This window comes from Pseudomonas sp. GD04019, assembly GCF_029837695.1.
In the GTDB taxonomy this organism is placed as follows: Bacteria; Pseudomonadota; Gammaproteobacteria; order Pseudomonadales; family Pseudomonadaceae; genus Aquipseudomonas.
In genome coordinates, this window is sequence record NZ_JAOEEA010000001.1 from 255,077 (window position 1) to 271,526 (window position 16,450).

The window sequence follows — 16,450 nt, forward strand, 5'->3', positions numbered from 1 at the left end:
CTATGCGCTTCAAGTCCATCCAGTTTTCCGTGGTCGTCCTGGCGGGCGCCAGCGTACTGGCCGTTGTCGTGGCACTGGTGCTCTACGCCCTGTTCGCCGGCTCACGCACCCAGGCCCTGGTACATGAACGCACCCAGGGCCTGCTCGAGCAGGTCATCGACCAGCGCCTGGTCGCCCTGGCCGAAGCCCAGGTCGGCAAACTGCAGCGCCAGTTCGAGGCGCCCATGACCCTGTCCAAGTCGCTGGCCACGCTGAACAGCCAGATGGCGCCGGGTGCGGATGGTGTAGCCAAGGTCAGCCTGAGCCGCGACGAGCTGTCGACGCTGGTGGGTGTCTACCTGGAAAAGAATCCCGAGCTGATCGACCTGTACATCGGCTGGGAACCCAACGCCTTCGACCAGGACGACGACCTCTACGCCGGTCAGGAAGCCAGCGGTTACGACGCCACCGGACGCTTCATGCCCTGGTGGTACCGCGACGGCGGGCAACTCAAGGTCGCCCCGCTGACCGCCGTGCAGATGGAGAGCGAGAAGCTGCTGCCCACCGGCGTACGCGAGGGCGAGTACTACCTGTGCCCCAAGGCCAGCAAGCAGCCCTGTGTGGTCGACCCGGCCTCCTACGACTTCGGCGGCAAACAGGTACTGGTCTCCTCGTTCAACGCACCGATCCTGGTCGATGGCCAGTTCAAGGGCGTGGTCGGCAACGACATGGCCCTGGACTTCATCCAGGGCCTGCTGACCAGCGCCAACGGAGAACTCTACGAGGGGGCCGGCGAACTGGCACTGATCGCCGCCAATGGCACCCTGATTGCCGCCACCAAGGACGCCACGCTGGTCGGCCAGCCCGCCACCGAGGTCCTGGACGCGGAGCTGCTGGAGCGTCTCAAGCAGAGCAGCGGCAGCGAACCGATCCTCAAGCAGGATGATGAGCAGCAACTGTTCGAGCTGCTGCTGCCATTCCAGGTGGCCGGCACGTCCACCCGCTGGACCCTGGCCATCACCCTGCCGACCTCGGCGGTGTTCACCGACCTGCAGCAGCTGCAGGCCGGCCTGGCCGAACAGGCCAACGAAGACACCTTCGGCATGGCCCTGGTCGGCCTGCTGATCGCCGCGCTCGGCCTGCTGGTGATCTGGTTCGTCGGCTACGGCATCGCCCGCCCCCTGAAGGACATGGCGGCCATGCTCGACGACATCGCCAAGGGCGACGGCGACCTCACCGTGCGCCTGCAGGTGGACCGTGCCGACGAGCTGGGCCAGATCGCCAGCGGCTTCAACACCTTCCTCAACAAGCTGCAGAACATGATCCGCGACGTGGTCACCTCGGTGCAGAAGGTCAGCGACTCCTCTGAGCACACCGCCGACATCGCCATCCGCACCAACCAGGGCGTGCAGCGGCAGATGGCCGAGATCGACCAGGTCGCCACCGCCGTGCACGAGATGACCGCTACCGCTCAGGACGTGGCGCGCAACGCCACCCAGGCGGCGGAAGCGGCCAGCCACGCCGACCGCTCGGCCAACGATGGCAAACGCATCGTCGAGGGCACGGCCAAGGCGATTTCCGCCCTGGCCGGCGAGATCGGTCGCGCCGTGGGCGTGGTGCAGACCCTGGCCAAGGACAGCGAGAACATCAACGCCATCCTGGTGGCCATCCGCGGCATCGCCGAGCAGACCAACCTGCTGGCGCTCAACGCCGCCATCGAGGCGGCGCGGGCTGGCGAGCAGGGCCGCGGCTTCGCCGTGGTGGCCGACGAGGTGCGTAACCTGGCGCAGAAGACCCAGCAGGCCACCGAAGAGATCCAGAGCATGATCCAGCAGCTGCAGCATGGCACCCGCGAGGTGGTGACCGTGATGGAGCAGAGCCAGGCGCGCACCGACGACAGCGTGCAGCAGGCGCAGATCGCCGCCTCGGCGCTGGAGAACATCACCCAGGCGGTATCGGTGATCAACGACATGAACACCCAGATCGCCAGCGCCGCCGAGGAACAGAGCGCGGTGGCAGAGGATATCAATCGCAACGTCACCAATATCGGCCAGGTGGCCGCCGAGGTGGCGGGTGGCGCCGACGAGGCCAGCGGCGCCAGCGCTGAGCTGACCAAGTTGGCCGAGCAGCAGCGGCGGTTGATCAATCAGTTCCGGGTGTAAGACGGGAAATAGCGAGGTATCACCCGCCTACCATTGCATCAGACGGTAGCCCGGACTTCAGTCCGGGGCTGGCTGCATGCCCGGACTGAAGTCCGGGCTACAACGCTGTCAGGCCTTGTGCGCCCAGCGCTGGCGCAGCCACTCCAGGTCTTCCGGGCGGGTGATCTTCAGATTGTCCGCCCGTCCCTCCACCAACTTCGGCGCCTGTCCGGCCCACTCCAGGGCCGAGGCCTCGTCGGTGATGGCCACACCGGCCACCAGCGCATCGGCCAGGGCCCGATGCAGGGCGGCAAAGCGGAACATCTGCGGCGTATAGGCCTGCCAGATCAGGCTGCGATCCACCGTCTCGGCCACCCGACCATCGGCACCCGCGCGCTTGAGCGTGTCGCGGGCCGGCACGGCGAGCAGGCCGCCGACCGGATCGTTTGTCAGCTCACCGAGCAGTTGGTCCAGGTCGCTGCGCGCCAGATTGGGCCGCGCGGCATCGTGCACCAGCACCCAGTCGTCCGGTTGCGCGCCCAGCTCCAGCAGCTGCAGCAGACCAGCCAATACCGAGTCGGCACGCTCGATACCACCAGCGGCGCGGCAGATGCGCGGGTCATTGGCACAGGCCAGGGTCGGCCAGAAAGGATCGTCCGCTGCCAGGCTGAGCACCAGGCCCTTGAGACGCGGATGATCGAGGAAACAGTTGAGGCTGTGTTCGAGGATGGTCCGCCCGGCCAACTGCAGATACTGCTTGGGGCGGTCGGCGCGCATGCGCGAACCGATACCGGCGGCGGGGATCACCACCCAGAAGGCGGGAAGCTCGTGCGGGTTCATTCGGCCAGTTGGTAGAGGGTCTCGCCCTCTTTGACCATGCCCAGCTCGTGGCGGGCGCGCTCTTCCACGGTCTCGGTGCCTTTCTTCAGCTCCAGCACCTCGGCCTCGAGGATGCGGTTGCGCTCGAGCAGGCGCTCGTTCTCGCCCTGCTGATCGGCGATCTGGCGCTTGAGCTCGGTTACTTGCGCCAGGCTGCCCTCACCAACCCACAGGCGATACTGCAGGCCGGCCAGCACCAGCACGAGGGCGACGAACAGCCAGTAGGGAGCTTTCGACATCGGTACAGAAATATCCATATGAAAAGGGCAGCTTGCGCTGCCCTTTTACCATTTCTAGCCCAACTACTGAAAACGTCGCGAGCGACGGTCAGGCTAGGCGAAATTGGGTGAGGCTGCGGAGTTTACATGCAGTAAATGAGCAAGCCGAACCCGATTTCAACAACGCCTGACCGAGCGCAGCAGTTTTCAGCCGCGGAACTCGGCGCGGCCGCGATACGGCGCCTTTCCGCCCAGTTGCTCTTCGATACGCAGCAGCTGGTTGTACTTGGAGACGCGGTCGGAGCGGCACAGGGAGCCAGTCTTGATCTGACCAGCGGCGGTGCCTACGGCCAGGTCGGCGATGGTGCTGTCCTCGGTCTCACCGGAGCGGTGCGAGATCACGGCGGTGAAGCCGGCGGCCTTGGCCATCTGGATGGCTTCCAGGGTCTCGGTCAGCGAGCCGATCTGGTTGAACTTGATCAGGATCGAGTTGCCGATCTTCTCGTCGATACCGCGCTTGAGGATCTTGGTGTTGGTGACGAACAGGTCGTCGCCGACCAGCTGCACCTTGTCGCCGATCTTGTCGGTCAGGACTTTCCAGCCAGCCCAGTCGGACTCGTCCATGCCGTCTTCGATGGAAATGATCGGGTAGCGCTGGGTCAGGCCGGCCAGGTAGTCGGCGAAGCCTTCGGCGCTGAATACCTTGCCCTCGCCTTCCAGGTCGTACTGGCCGCCCTTGAAGAACTCCGAGGAGGCGCAGTCCAGGGCCAGGGTGATATCGTCACCCAGCTTGTAGCCGGCGTTGGCCACTGCTTCGGCGATGGCGGCCAGGGCGTCTTCGTTGGAGGCCAGGTTCGGCGCGAAGCCGCCCTCGTCACCCACGGCGGTGTTCAGGCCACGGGCCTTCAGCACGGCTTTGAGGTGGTGGAAGATCTCGGCGCCCATGCGCAGGGCGTCGGCGAAGTTCTTGGCGCCGACCGGCTGAACCATGAACTCCTGGATGTCGACGTTGTTATCGGCGTGCTCGCCGCCGTTGATGATGTTCATCATCGGTACCGGCATGGAGTAGACGCCCGGGGTGCCGTTGAGGTCGGCGATGTGCGCGTACAGCGGGACGCCCTTGGCCTGAGCGGCGGCTTTGGCGGCGGCCAGGGACACGGCGAGGATGGCGTTGGCACCCAGCTTGCCTTTGTTCTCGGTGCCGTCGAGGTCGATCATGGCCAGGTCGAGGGCCTTCTGCTCGCGGGCGTCTTTGCCCAGCAGCAGGTCACGGATCGGGCCGTTGATGTTGGCCACGGCGTTCAGCACGCCCTTGCCCAGGTAGCGGCTCTTGTCGCCATCGCGCAGTTCCAGCGCTTCACGGGAACCGGTGGAGGCACCGGACGGCGCGCAGGCGCTGCCGATGATGCCGCCTTCGAGGATTACATCGGCTTCTACGGTGGGGTTGCCACGGGAGTCGAGAACCTCACGGCCCTTGATGTCGACGATCTTTGCCATTCTTGCTAGCTCCAACAGTTGAAAGGTGCGTGAACGAGGGGCTTATGCCGTCTCGATCGGGGCAAAACTTTTGACCAGATCATCCAGCTGCTTGAGCTGGGTGAGGAAGGGTTCCAGCTTGTCCAGGCGCAGAGCGCAAGGACCGTCGCACTTGGCGTTGTTCGGGTCCGGATGGGCCTCGAGGAACAGGCCGGCCAGGCCCTGGCTCATGCCGGCCTTGGCCAGGTCGGTGACCTGGGCACGGCGGCCGCCGGCGGAGTCGGCACGCCCGCCCGGCATCTGCAGGGCATGGGTGACGTCGAAGAACACCGGGTAGTTGAACTGCTTCATGATGCCGAAGCCGAGCATGTCCACCACCAGGTTGTTGTAACCGAAGGAGGAACCGCGCTCGCAGAGGATCAGTCGATCGTTACCGGCCTCTTCGCACTTGGCCAGGATGTGCTTCATCTCCTGGGGCGCGAGGAACTGGGCCTTCTTGATGTTGATCACGGCGTTGGTCTTGGCCATGGCCACCACCAAGTCAGTCTGCCGGGAGAGGAAGGCCGGCAGCTGGATGATGTCGCAAACCTCGGCCACCGGAGCAGCCTGATGCGGCTCGTGCACGTCGGTGATCACCGGCACGCCGAAGGTCTTCTTCACTTCCTCGAAGATCTTCATGCCCTCTTCCAGGCCCGGGCCGCGGAAGGAGGTGACGGAGGAACGGTTGGCCTTGTCGAAGCTGGCCTTGAACACGTAGGGGATACCGAGTTTCTCGGTCACCCGCACATACTCTTCGCAGGCCTGCATGGCCAGGTCGCGCGATTCGAGGACGTTGATGCCGCCGAACAGCACGAACGGCTTGTCGTTGGCGATCTCGATATCGCCGACCTTGATGATCTTCTGGGTCATGTCCTTTGCCTTATGCCTTGCCGGCCTGCTTCAGCGCGGCCTTGACGAAGCCGCTGAACAGCGGGTGGCCGTCACGCGGGGTGGAAGTGAATTCCGGGTGGAACTGGCAGGCGACGAACCACGGATGATCCGGAGCCTCGACCACTTCGACCAGTGCACCGTCGGCGGAGCGACCGGTGATCTTCAGGCCGGCCTGCTCCAGTTGCGGCAGCAGATTGTTGTTCACTTCGTAGCGGTGGCGATGGCGCTCGACGATCACGTCCTTGCCATAGCACTCGCGCACATTGGAGCCGCCGATCAGCTGGCAGTCCTGGGCGCCCAGGCGCATGGTGCCGCCCAGGTCGGAAGCGTCGGTACGCGTCTCGGTAGCGCCGGTGGCGTCCTGCCACTCGGTGATCAGGCCGACAACCGGATGGCCGCTGTTCTGGTCGAACTCGGTGGAGTTGGCGTCCTTCCAGCCCAGCACATTGCGGGCGTACTCGATCACCGCGACCTGCATGCCGAGGCAGATGCCCAGGTAGGGAATCTTGTTCTCACGGGCGTACTGCACGGTCTTGATCTTGCCTTCCACGCCGCGCAGACCGAAGCCGCCCGGCACCAGGATGGCGTCGACGCCTTCCAGCTTGGCGGTGCCTTCGTTCTCGATCTCCTCGGAGTCGATGTAGCGCAGCTTGACCTTGGTACGGTTCTGGATGCCGGCATGGCCCATCGCCTCGATCAGCGACTTGTAGGCATCCAGCAGCTCCATGTACTTGCCGACCATGGCGATGGTGACTTCCTTCTCCGGGTTCAGCTTGGCATCGACCACGCGGTCCCACTCGGAGAGGTCGGCCGGGTTGCATTGCAGGCCGAAGCGCTCGACGACGATGTCGTCCAGGCCCTGGGCGTGCAGCACCGACGGAATCTTGTAGATGGTGTCGACGTCTTCCAGGGCGATGACCGCACGCTCTTCGACGTTGGTGAACAGGGCGATCTTGCGACGCGAGGCCAGGTCGATCTCGTGATCGGAGCGGCACACCAGCACGTCCGGCTGCACGCCGATGGAGCGCAGTTCCTTGACCGAATGCTGGGTCGGCTTGGTCTTGGTCTCGCCGGCGGTCGCGATGTACGGCACCAGGGTCAGGTGCATGAACATGGCGCGCTTGGCGCCCAGCTCCACACGCAGCTGGCGGGCCGCTTCGAGGAACGGCTGGGACTCGATGTCGCCCACGGTGCCGCCGATCTCGACCATGGCCACGTCGGCGTCGCCGGCGCCCTTGATCACGCGGCGCTTGATCTCGTCGGTGATGTGCGGGATCACCTGGATGGTGGCGCCCAGGTAGTCACCACGGCGCTCCTTGCGCAGCACGTCTTCGTAGACGCGGCCGGTGGTGAAGTTATTGTTCTTGGTCATCGTGGTGCGGATGAACCGCTCGTAGTGGCCCAGGTCGAGGTCGGTCTCGGCGCCGTCGTGGGTGACGAACACCTCACCGTGCTGGAATGGGCTCATGGTGCCCGGATCGACGTTGATGTAGGGGTCCAGCTTGAGCATCGTGACCTTCAGGCCCCGCGCCTCCAGGATGGCCGCCAAAGAAGCCGAGGCGATGCCTTTCCCCAAAGAAGAAACAACACCGCCCGTGACGAAGATGTAGCGCGTCATGAAAAATCCTAGAAGTCAGCGTTCAAGCGGTCAGCGCCGCCGGGGTAAAAGCGCAGGCCGGTCCTTGACCAACCTGAAATAAGCATGCCACTGCGGGTTCCGAGGGAGCCCACAGAAGCAGTAACAAGACGGGAGCGTAGTCTACCGGAAAGGCCCTTTCAGCTCAAACCTTGTGCGTTGGTCGGCGGCAGCCAGTGCAGCCGCCACTCTCCCGACGGCGGACCATCCAGGCCCGGCAGGTTGGCCACGGCCAGCAGCTCGTCGCCGCGATACAGCAGCGGCAGGCGCCCGCGCACAAAGGCCGGCACACCGCGCTCGTTGAGCAGACGCTTGAGATCACGATGACCACGACCCGCCAGCATCATGACCTCGCCGCCCTGGCGATAACGCACTTGCAGCGGAGCGGCAGGCCCTGCGCCCCACAATTGCACCGAACCATTGCCGGGCAAGCGCAGCGGCTGCGCCGGATCGGCCCAGGTTGCGGGCTGCGGCGGTTGTTGCAGCCACTCGCCGGAAAGCCACCACAACCGCCCGTCGGCGCGCCTCAGCTCGCCGCCATCCAGGCGCCAAAGCGCAGCGGCATCCGCCGCCGCATCGCGCAGATCGCTCCAGCCTGCCCAATGCTCGCTATCCGGCATCCGGCTATAAGGTGCCAACCAGTGACGCAGCACGTTGCGCTGACGCGCCTCGGACAACGAGATCAGGGGCTGCAGCTGCACAGATGGCAGATTCAGCCAATCGAACGCCTCCGAACCACGCGCAGCGGCCAGGTCCTGCTCGGCCAGTTCGGTGAGCAGATGCTCGGCCTCGCGCATATGCTCGGCGGTCCGCGCCAGGCTGGCACCGGCCTGCGGCCAGTGGCGCGCCAGTGCGGGCACTACCTCACGACGCAGGAAGTTGCGCGCCAGCCCGGTATCGGCATTGGAGGGGTCCTCCACCCAACGCAGGTCATGCTGACGGGCATAGGCCTCCAGCTGCGCGCGCGACACCCGCAACAGCGGGCGTACCAGCCACCCCACTGCGAGACGGCGAACCGCCGGCATGCCGGCCAGGCCACGCACGCCGGCGCCACGCAGCAGGCGGAACAACAGGGTCTCGGCCTGATCGTCACGGTGCTGGCCGGTCAGCAGGATCTCGCCCGCCCCCATCTGCCGCGCGAACGCGGCATAACGCGCCTCGCGCGCCGCACGCTCCAGACTGGCGCCGCCATCCACCTGCACCCGCTCGATACGCAGCGGCACGCCCAGCTCGTCACAGAGCGACTGACAGTGGGCCGGCCAGCTATCGGCGATGGCCTGCAAGCCGTGGTGAACGTGCACGGCCGCCAGCGGCGGCAGCGCCTCGCGCTCGCGCAGGCGCGCCAGCATGTGCAGCAGCACGGTCGAATCCAGCCCGCCGGACAGCGCGACGCGCCAGGTCGGCGCGCCACGCCAGGGAGCCAGTGAAGCGAGCAGGGAAGTTTCGAGTGCGGTCATGCCGCCAGCTTAAACAACAACGGGCCCGAAGGCCCGTGGTCGATGCATGACGCCAATCAGGCGATGCCGTAGCTCATCAGGCGCTCGTAGCGGCGCTCGAGCAGCTTGGCGCTGTCCAGCTTGCGCAGCATGTCGAGCTGCTCGACCAGCTCCGTGCGAATCGACTGGGCGGTGGTGGCCGGATCGCGATGGGCGCCGCCCAGCGGCTCGGCGATCACCTTGTCGACGATGCCCAGCCCCTTCAAACGCTCGGCGGTGATGCCCATGGCCTCGGCCGCGTCCGGCGCCTTCTCGGCGGTCTTCCACAGAATCGAGGCGCAACCTTCCGGCGAGATCACCGAGTAGGTGGAGTACTGCAGCATGTTCAGCTGGTCGCATACGCCGATGGCCAGCGCGCCGCCGGAACCGCCCTCGCCGATCACGGTAGCGATGATCGGAGTCTTCAGGCGCGCCATCACACGCAGGTTCCAGGCGATGGCCTCGCTCTGGTTGCGCTCCTCGGCATCGATGCCCGGGTAGGCACCCGGCGTGTCGATAAAGGTCAGGATCGGCAGCTTGAAGCGCTCCGCCATCTCCATCAGGCGGCAGGCCTTGCGGTAGCCCTCTGGGCGCGGCATGCCGAAATTGCGGCGCACCTTCTCGCGCACTTCGCGGCCCTTCTGGTGGCCGATGACCATCACCGGCTGGCCGTCCAGGCGCGCGGTACCGCCGACGATGGCGGCGTCATCGGAGAAATGCCGGTCGCCGTGCAGCTCGTCGAACTCGGTGAAGAGGTGCTCGATGTAGTCGAGGGTGTAGGGACGGCGCGGGTGGCGCGACAGCTGGGAAATCTGCCAGCTGCTGAGGTTGCCGAAGATGGTCTCGGTCAGCGCGCTGCTCTTGTCCTGCAGGCGGGAAATCTCGTCGCTGATATTCAGCGCATTGTCGTTGCCCACCAGGCGCAGCTCTTCGATCTTGGCTTGCAGGTCGGCAATCGGCTGTTCGAAGTCGAGGAAGTTCGGGTTCATAGGCGTCCGTCTAGCATCGGCGGCCCTGGGGCCGGGCGGTGTTCCATGTGGCGCCTACCTTAAGGGATAGTGCGCCCGTGGTCGAGGCCGAACGCGGCAGGCCGGAGGCCCGCCGTTCAGCGGTATTGGAGGAAGACGTTGTCTTTGCCGAACTGGTCACGCAGGGCCTGGATCAGGTTGTCAGCCGGGTCGATACGCCATTGCTCGCCGAACTGCAGCACCGCCTTGGCCTCGCTGCCGCTGTAGTCCAGGGTCAGCGGGCAGGCGCCCTTGTGCTTGCCGAACAGCTCGCCCAGCCAGCGCAGACGGTCGCCCTGCAGCGCCTCGCGCGGGGCACGAATGCGCAGGCTCTCGGCCAGGCCGGTGCGCGCTTCTTCCAGGCTCATCACCCGCTTGGCGCGCAGGCGCAGGCCACCGGAGAACTCGTCATTGCTCACCTCGCCTTCGACCACCACCAGGGCGTCGGTCTGCAGCAGCGCCTGGGCGCTGGCGAAGGCATCGGCGAACAGCGAGGCCTCGATCCGCCCCGAGCGGTCGTCGAGGGTGATGAAGCCCATCTTGTCGCCCTTCTTGTTCTTCATCACCCGCAGCGCCACGATCAGACCGGCGATGGTCTGGGTGTCGCGGGCCGCGCGCAGCTCGACGATGCGCTGGCGCGCGAAGCGGCGCACCTCGCCCTCGTATTCGTCGATCGGGTGGCCGGTGAGGTACAGGCCGAGGGTGTCCTTCTCGCCCTTCAGGCGCTCCTTGATCGACAGCTCGCGAGAGTTGCGATGGTTGACGTAGAGGTCCGCCTCCGGCTCGGCGAACACGCCGCCGAACAGGTCCATGTGGCCGCTGTCGTGGCTGCGCGCGGTCTGCTCGGCGGCCTGCACCGCCTCTTCCATGGCCGCCAGCAGCACCGCGCGGTTGCGGTCGACGCTGGCCTGGTAGGCCTTGAGCTCATCCTGGTAGTAAGGACCGAGACGATCCAGCGCGCCGGAACGCACCAGTGCCTCCAGGGTGCGCTTGTTGATGCGCTTGAGGTCGACGCGGTTGCAGAAGTCGAACAGGTCCTTGAACGGACCGCCGGAGGCTCGGCACTCGACGATGGCCTCCACCGGCCCTTCGCCCACGCCCTTGACCGCGCCCAGGCCGTAGACGATGCGCCCGTCTTCGTTGACGGTGAACTTGAATTCCGAGGTATTCACGTCCGGCGCGTCGAGGCGCAGCTTCATGCTGCGGCACTCCTCGATGAGGATCACCACCTTGTCGGTGTTGTGCATATCCGCCGACAGCACCGCAGCCATGAAGGGGGCCGGGTAGTGCGCCTTGAGCCAGGCGGTCTGGTAGGAGACCAGGCCGTAGGCGGCGGAGTGGGATTTGTTGAAGCCGTAGCCGGCGAACTTTTCCACCAGGTCGAAGATGTTGCCCGCCAGGTTGGCATCGATACCGTTGCCCGCACAGCCTTCGATGAAGCCGCCGCGCTGCTTGGCCATCTCCTCGGGCTTCTTCTTGCCCATGGCGCGGCGCAGCATGTCTGCGCCACCGAGGGTGTAGCCCGCCATCACCTGGGCGATCTGCATCACCTGTTCCTGGTACAGGATGATGCCGTAGGTGGGCTTGAGCACCGGCTCGAGGCCGGCGTACTGGTAGTCCGGGTGCGGGTAGGACAGTTGCTCGCGGCCGTGCTTACGGTTGATGAAGTCGTCCACCATGCCCGACTGCAGCGGGCCGGGGCGGAACAGCGCCACCAGTGCGATCATGTCTTCCAGGCAGTCGGGCTTGAGCTTCTTGATCAGCTCCTTCATGCCGCGGGATTCGAGCTGGAACACGGCCGTGGTCTCGGCCTTCTGCAGCATCGCGTAGGTCGGCTTGTCATCCAGCGGGATGAAGTCGATGTTGATCAGTTCGTCGTCCGACGCACCCTCGCGCTTCTGGATGCGATGGATGGTCTCCATTGCCCACTTGATGATGGTCAGTGTCCGCAGGCCGAGGAAGTCGAACTTCACCAGGCCGGCCGCCTCCACGTCGTCCTTGTCGAACTGGGTGACCAGGCCGCCGCCCTCTTCATCGCAGGAAGTCGGTGCGAAGTCGGTCAGTTTGGTCGGCGCGATCACCACGCCACCGGCGTGCTTGCCGGTACCGCGCACCACCCCCTCGAGCTTGAGGGCCATGTCCCAGATTTCCTGGGCTTCCTCGTCGGCCTTGAGGAAGTCGCGCAGCACCTCTTCCTGCTCGTAGGCCGCCTCCAGGGTCATGCCGACCTCGAACGGGATCATCTTCGACAGGCGGTCGGCCAGGCCGTAGGACTTGCCCTGCACCCGCGCCACGTCACGCACCACCGCCTTGGCCGCCATGGAACCGAAGGTGATGATCTGGCTCACCGCATTGCGGCCGTACTTCTCGGCCACGTAGTCGATCACCCGGTCGCGGCCGTCCATGCAGAAGTCGACGTCGAAGTCGGGCATGGAAATACGTTCGGGGTTGAGGAAGCGCTCGAACAGCAGGTCATAGGCCAGCGGGTCGAGGTCGGTGATCTTCAGCACGTAGGCCACCAGCGAGCCGGCGCCCGAACCCCGGCCCGGGCCGACCGGCACGCCGTTGTTCTTCGCCCACTTGATGAAGTCCATCACGATGAGGAAGTAACCGGGGAAGCCCATCTGGATGATGATGTCGAGCTCGAAGTTCAGGCGGTCGACGTAGACCTGGCGCTTCTCCTCGTAGTTGGGTGTGGTGTCCTTCGGCCAGAGCACGGCCAGGCGTTCTTCCAGGCCCTCGAAGGACGCGTGGCGCAGGTAGTCGTCGATACCCATGCCGTTGGGCGTGGGGAAGTCCGGCAGGAAGTACTTGCCCAGCTGCACGTCGATGTTGCAGCGCTTGGCGATCTCCACCGTGTTTTCCAGCGCCTCGGGCAGGTCGGCGAACAGCTCGGCCATCTCCTGCGGCGTCTTGAGGTATTGCTCCTCGGAGTAGTTGCGCGGGCGACGCGGATCATCCAGGGTGCGGCCCTCGCCAATGCACACGCGGGTCTCGTGGGCCTCGAAGTCGCCGGGCTTGAGGAACCGCACATCGTTGGTCGCCACCAGCGGCACGCCAGTGCGCGTGGCCAGCGCCACCGCGGCATGCAGGTGTTCCTCGTCATTGACCCGGTTGGTGCGTTGCACCTCCAGATAGAAGCGTTCCGGGAACACTTCCAGCCATTCGTTGAGCAGCGCCTCGGCGCGCCCCGCCTCGCCTGCCAGCAGGGCCATGCCCACTTCGCCCTCACGGGCGCCAGACAGAGCAATCACGCCTTCGGCAGCTTCCTTGACCCAGTCGCGCTGGATGATCACCAGGCCGTTGTCCTGACCCTCGGCCCACCCGCGGGAAATCAGTTCGGTGAGGTTGCGATAGCCCTGAGGATTCATCGCCAGCAGGGTCAGCCGCGACAGAGGGCCGTCCTCCTCCACACTGGCCAGCCAGATATCGGCGCCGCAGATCGGCTTGATACCCGCGCCCATGGCGGTCTTGTAGAACTTCACCAGCGAGCACATGTTGCTCATGTCGGTGACGGCCACCGCCGGCATGCCGGCCCCGGCCACGGCCTTGACCAGCGGCTTGACCCGCACCAGCCCGTCGACCAGGGAAAACTCGGTGTGCAGGCGCAGATGGACGAAGGTAGCGGTCATGACAATCCCGTTGGTGACACAGAAACGATAAGGCCCGGATTGTACCGGGCCTCGACTTAAACAACAGCTTGCGAACCCGCCGCGCGGCGCTTATTCGATCCCTTCCAGCACATTGCGCACTGGCGCGAAGGAGCGCCGATGAATGGGTGTGGCGCCCAGGCGCTTCAGGGCCTCGAGATGCACCGGCGTCGGATAGCCCTTGTGCCCGCCGATGCCGTAGCCCGGGTAAAGCTTTTCCATCTCGGCCATCTCGCGATCACGACTGACCTTGGCCAGGATCGACGCCGCCGCGATGGCCGGCACCTGGGCATCGCCACCCACCACCGGGGCGCTGGGCACCGCCAGCTTAGGGCAGCGATTGCCATCGATCAGCGCCAGTTTCGGCGTGACGCTCAAGCCTTCCACCGCGCGCTGCATGGCCAGCATGGTGGCATGCAGGATGTTCAGCTGGTCGATCTCCTCCACCTCGGCACGGGCGATACACCAGGCCAGGGCCTTCTCGCGAATCTCGTCGAACAGTTTCTCGCGACGCGCTTCGCTGAGCTTCTTCGAGTCGTTGAGCCCGGCGATCGGCCGAGCCGGATCGAGGATCACCGCGGCGGTGACCACCGGCCCGCACAGCGGACCGCGACCGACTTCGTCGACACCGGCGACCAGCTCCTCGACCAGGGCGAAATCCAGTCCGAGCTGCATCAGGCCTGCCTCACCAGCTTGAGCAAGGCATCGGCGGCCTGCTCCGAGGCATCCTGGCGCAGGGCGCGATGAATCACGTCGAAGCCCAGGGTCTGCACCGCGCCATCGTCCAGCAGCGGCGCCAGGGTCTGGGCCAGAGCGTCGGGAGTCGCGGCGTCCTGGATCAGCTCCGGCACCAGCATGCGCTCGGCCAGCAGGTTGGGCAGCGAGATGTAAGGACTTTTCACCAGGCGCTTGAGGATGCGGTAGGTCAGCGGCGCCACCTTGTACGCCACCACCATCGGCCGCTTATGCAGCAGGGCTTCGAGAGTGGCGGTACCGGAGGCGATTAGCACCGCATCGCAGGCGGCCAGGGCCTCGTGGGAGCGGCCGTCGAGCAGGCGCAGCGGCAGGTTGCGCCCGGCGAGCATGGCTTCCAGCTGGGCGCGGCGCTCGGCGTTGGCGCAGGGCAGCACGAACTGCACACCCGGCCGCAACGCGCGCAGCCGCTCGGCGGCATCGAGGAACAGCTCGCCCAAGCGAGAGACTTCGCCACCGCGACTGCCTGGCAACAGGGCAACCACGGTGTCTTCCGGCGCCAAACCCAAGGCTTCGCGCGCACCCTCGCGATCGGCCTGCAGCGGGATGGTGTTGGCCAGCGGGTGGCCGACGAAACGCACCGGCACCTGGTGATCCAGGTAGAAGCGCGCTTCGAAGGGGAACAGCGTCAGCATCAGGTCGCAGGCCTCGCGGATCTTCAACACCCGCTTCTGCCGCCAGGCCCAAACCGAGGGGCTGACGTAGTGCACGGTCCTGATCCCGGCCTGGCGTAGCTTGAGTTCCAGCGTCAAGTTGAAGTCCGGAGCATCGATGCCGATGAACACATCCGGCTTGGCGGCGATCAGCTCCCTGATCAGGCGTTTGCGGCGGCCCAACAGCTCACGCAGGCGGCCGAGCACCTCCACCAGGCCCATGACCGCCAGACGCTCCATGGGGAAGCTCGACACCAGACCCTCGGCCTCCATGCGCGGACCGCCGACGCCGATAAATTCGACTTCCGGATGCTTGGTCTTGAGCGCCTGCATCAGGCCGGCACCGAGGATGTCACCGGAGGCCTCGCCAGCCACCAGCGCAACGAGAAGGGGACGGCTCATGGTCAGCGGGTGATGCCGCGGGTCGAGGCCTGGACAGAATCGCGGAACACCGCCACTTCCGGGAACTGCGCGGCGGACTCGGCCAGCTCGGCCAGCGCCTGCTCGACGGTCAGCCCCTGGCGGTAGACCACCTTGTAGGCGCGCCGCAGGGCGGCGATGGCCTCGGCACTGAAACCACGACGGCGCATGCCCTCGAAGTTCATGCTGCGCGCCTCGGCTGGATTGCCGAACACGGTGACATAGGCCGGTACGTCCTTGCCGATGGCCGTGCCCATGCCGGAGAAGCTGTGGGCACCGATGCGGCAGAACTGGTGGACCAGGGTGAAGCCGGAGAGGATCGCCCAGTCGTCCATGTGCACATGGCCGGCCAGCGCGGTGTTGTTGACCAGAATGCAGCGGTTGCCGATCACGCTGTCGTGACCGATGTGCACGTAGGCCATCAGCAGGTTGTGGTCGCCGATGGTGGTCTCGGAACGATCCTGCACGGTGCCACGGTGAATGGTCACGCCTTCGCGAATCACGTTGTGATCGCCGATCACCAGCCGGGTCGGCTCGCCGTTGTACTTCAGGTCCGGGGTGTCTTCACCGACCGAAGAGAACTGGTAGATCTTGTTGTGCTTGCCGATGACGGTCGGGCCCTTGAGGATCACATGCGGGCCGACCACCGTACCCTCGCCGATTTCCACATCAGGTCCAATGATCGACCAGGGGCCGACCTGAACGTCATCCGCCAGCTTGGCCGACGGATCGATGATGGCGCGAGGGTCGATCAAACTCATAGCTTGCGTTCCGCACAGATGATTTCGGCCGAGCAGACTTCCTTGCCATCGACGCTGGCCTGGCAGGCAAATTTCCAGATGCTGCGCTTGACGCTGAGGAACTTGGCCTCGAGCACCAGCTGGTCGCCCGGCATGACCGGCTGGCGGAAGCGCAGCTTGTCGGAGCCGACGAAGTAATACAGGGTGCCATCTGCCGGTTTCACGTCGAGCATCTTGAAGCCGAGGATGCCGGCCGCCTGGGCCATGGCCTCGATGATCAGCACACCCGGCATGATCGGATGCTCGGGGAAGTGACCGTTGAAGAATGGCTCGTTGATGCTGACATTCTTGTAGGCGCGAATGGTCTTGCCTTCGATATCCAGCTCGGCGACGCGATCTACCAGTAGAAACGGGTAGCGGTGCGGCAGATATTCGCGAATCTCGTTGATGTCCATCATTTGCAGAAAGCCTGTACTAAAAAAAGGGGCGTGCC

Annotated in this window: 13 protein-coding genes; 1 reads left to right on the forward strand and 12 read right to left on the reverse strand. The window is 65.4% G+C overall.

What is annotated here, in order from left to right:
* Positions 1-2: 2 nt before the first annotated feature.
* A complete protein-coding gene (locus N7607_RS01235; protein WP_279866730.1) occupies positions 3-2,141 on the forward strand; it encodes a methyl-accepting chemotaxis protein in 2,139 nt (712 codons plus the stop codon).
* A gap of 108 nt (positions 2,142-2,249) precedes the next feature.
* Here the strand turns inward: N7607_RS01235 and ispD are convergent, their stop codons facing one another.
* The 12 genes from ispD to fabZ all read right to left on the reverse strand — a co-directional run bounded on the left by ispD (position 2,250) and on the right by fabZ (position 16,415).
* Complete coding sequence (gene ispD, locus N7607_RS01240; protein ID WP_279866731.1) at positions 2,250-2,960, reverse strand: 2-C-methyl-D-erythritol 4-phosphate cytidylyltransferase; 711 nt, start codon at positions 2,958-2,960, stop codon at positions 2,250-2,252.
* Entirely contained in the window at positions 2,957-3,238 is a 282-nt protein-coding gene (ftsB, locus tag N7607_RS01245; RefSeq protein ID WP_137974343.1) for a cell division protein FtsB, read from the reverse strand. The genes ispD and ftsB overlap by 4 nt, the downstream gene beginning before the upstream one ends.
* 186 nt (positions 3,239-3,424) lie before the next feature.
* Complete coding sequence (eno, locus tag N7607_RS01250) at positions 3,425-4,714, reverse strand: phosphopyruvate hydratase (protein WP_279866732.1); 1,290 nt, start codon at positions 4,712-4,714, stop codon at positions 3,425-3,427.
* A 42-nt stretch (positions 4,715-4,756) separates the two neighbouring features.
* Positions 4,757-5,602 carry a 3-deoxy-8-phosphooctulonate synthase gene (gene kdsA / locus N7607_RS01255; protein WP_279866733.1) on the reverse strand — a complete coding sequence of 282 codons (846 nt, stop codon included), beginning with the start codon at positions 5,600-5,602 and terminating at the stop codon, positions 4,757-4,759.
* 10 nt (positions 5,603-5,612) lie between these two features.
* On the reverse strand, positions 5,613-7,241 hold the full coding sequence (locus tag N7607_RS01260; protein WP_279866734.1) for a CTP synthase: 1,629 nt from the start codon (positions 7,239-7,241) through the stop codon (positions 5,613-5,615).
* Positions 7,242-7,399: 158 nt separating this feature from the next.
* Positions 7,400-8,716 (reverse strand): tRNA lysidine(34) synthetase TilS, encoded by a 1,317-nt coding sequence (tilS, locus tag N7607_RS01265; RefSeq protein ID WP_279866735.1) that lies wholly within the window; start codon positions 8,714-8,716, stop codon positions 7,400-7,402.
* A 56-nt stretch (positions 8,717-8,772) separates the two neighbouring features.
* Positions 8,773-9,723, reverse strand: coding sequence for an acetyl-CoA carboxylase carboxyltransferase subunit alpha (locus N7607_RS01270; RefSeq protein WP_279866736.1), 951 nt, complete (start codon positions 9,721-9,723; stop codon positions 8,773-8,775).
* A gap of 116 nt (positions 9,724-9,839) precedes the next feature.
* Positions 9,840-13,373, reverse strand: coding sequence for a DNA polymerase III subunit alpha (gene dnaE / locus N7607_RS01275; protein WP_279866737.1), 3,534 nt, complete (start codon positions 13,371-13,373; stop codon positions 9,840-9,842).
* Positions 13,374-13,463: 90 nt separating this feature from the next.
* Positions 13,464-14,066, reverse strand: coding sequence for a ribonuclease HII (rnhB, locus tag N7607_RS01280; RefSeq protein WP_279866738.1), 603 nt, complete (start codon positions 14,064-14,066; stop codon positions 13,464-13,466).
* Positions 14,066-15,199, reverse strand: coding sequence for a lipid-A-disaccharide synthase (gene lpxB, locus N7607_RS01285; RefSeq protein ID WP_279866739.1), 1,134 nt, complete (start codon positions 15,197-15,199; stop codon positions 14,066-14,068). Before lpxB ends, rnhB begins: the two co-directional genes overlap by 1 nt.
* Before the next feature lie 2 nt (positions 15,200-15,201).
* Complete coding sequence (gene lpxA, locus N7607_RS01290) at positions 15,202-15,978, reverse strand: acyl-ACP--UDP-N-acetylglucosamine O-acyltransferase (RefSeq protein ID WP_279866740.1); 777 nt, start codon at positions 15,976-15,978, stop codon at positions 15,202-15,204.
* Complete coding sequence (gene fabZ / locus N7607_RS01295) at positions 15,975-16,415, reverse strand: 3-hydroxyacyl-ACP dehydratase FabZ (RefSeq protein ID WP_192396774.1); 441 nt, start codon at positions 16,413-16,415, stop codon at positions 15,975-15,977. The genes lpxA and fabZ overlap by 4 nt, the downstream gene beginning before the upstream one ends.
* Positions 16,416-16,450: the final 35 nt, after the last annotated feature.

Excerpts from the sequence above, each read along its gene's own strand:
- N7607_RS01260 (WP_279866734.1), bottom strand. The coding sequence starts at position 7,241 with ATGACGCGCTACATCTTCGTCACGGGCGGTGTTGTTTCTTCTTTGGGG.
- N7607_RS01235 (WP_279866730.1), top strand. The coding sequence starts at position 3 with ATGCGCTTCAAGTCCATCCAGTTTTCCGTGGTCGTCCTGGCGGGCGCC.
- rnhB (WP_279866738.1), bottom strand. The coding sequence starts at position 14,066 with ATGCAGCTCGGACTGGATTTCGCCCTGGTCGAGGAGCTGGTCGCCGGT.
- N7607_RS01270 (WP_279866736.1), bottom strand. The coding sequence starts at position 9,723 with ATGAACCCGAACTTCCTCGACTTCGAACAGCCGATTGCCGACCTGCAA.
- eno (WP_279866732.1), bottom strand. The coding sequence starts at position 4,714 with ATGGCAAAGATCGTCGACATCAAGGGCCGTGAGGTTCTCGACTCCCGT.
- lpxA (WP_279866740.1), bottom strand. The coding sequence starts at position 15,978 with ATGAGTTTGATCGACCCTCGCGCCATCATCGATCCGTCGGCCAAGCTG.
- fabZ (WP_192396774.1), bottom strand. The coding sequence starts at position 16,415 with ATGATGGACATCAACGAGATTCGCGAATATCTGCCGCACCGCTACCCG.
- ispD (WP_279866731.1), bottom strand. The coding sequence starts at position 2,960 with ATGAACCCGCACGAGCTTCCCGCCTTCTGGGTGGTGATCCCCGCCGCC.
- tilS (WP_279866735.1), bottom strand. The coding sequence starts at position 8,716 with ATGACCGCACTCGAAACTTCCCTGCTCGCTTCACTGGCTCCCTGGCGT.
- kdsA (WP_279866733.1), bottom strand. The coding sequence starts at position 5,602 with ATGACCCAGAAGATCATCAAGGTCGGCGATATCGAGATCGCCAACGAC.
- lpxB (WP_279866739.1), bottom strand. The coding sequence starts at position 15,199 with ATGAGCCGTCCCCTTCTCGTTGCGCTGGTGGCTGGCGAGGCCTCCGGT.
- dnaE (WP_279866737.1), bottom strand. The coding sequence starts at position 13,373 with ATGACCGCTACCTTCGTCCATCTGCGCCTGCACACCGAGTTTTCCCTG.
- ftsB (WP_137974343.1), bottom strand. The coding sequence starts at position 3,238 with ATGTCGAAAGCTCCCTACTGGCTGTTCGTCGCCCTCGTGCTGGTGCTG.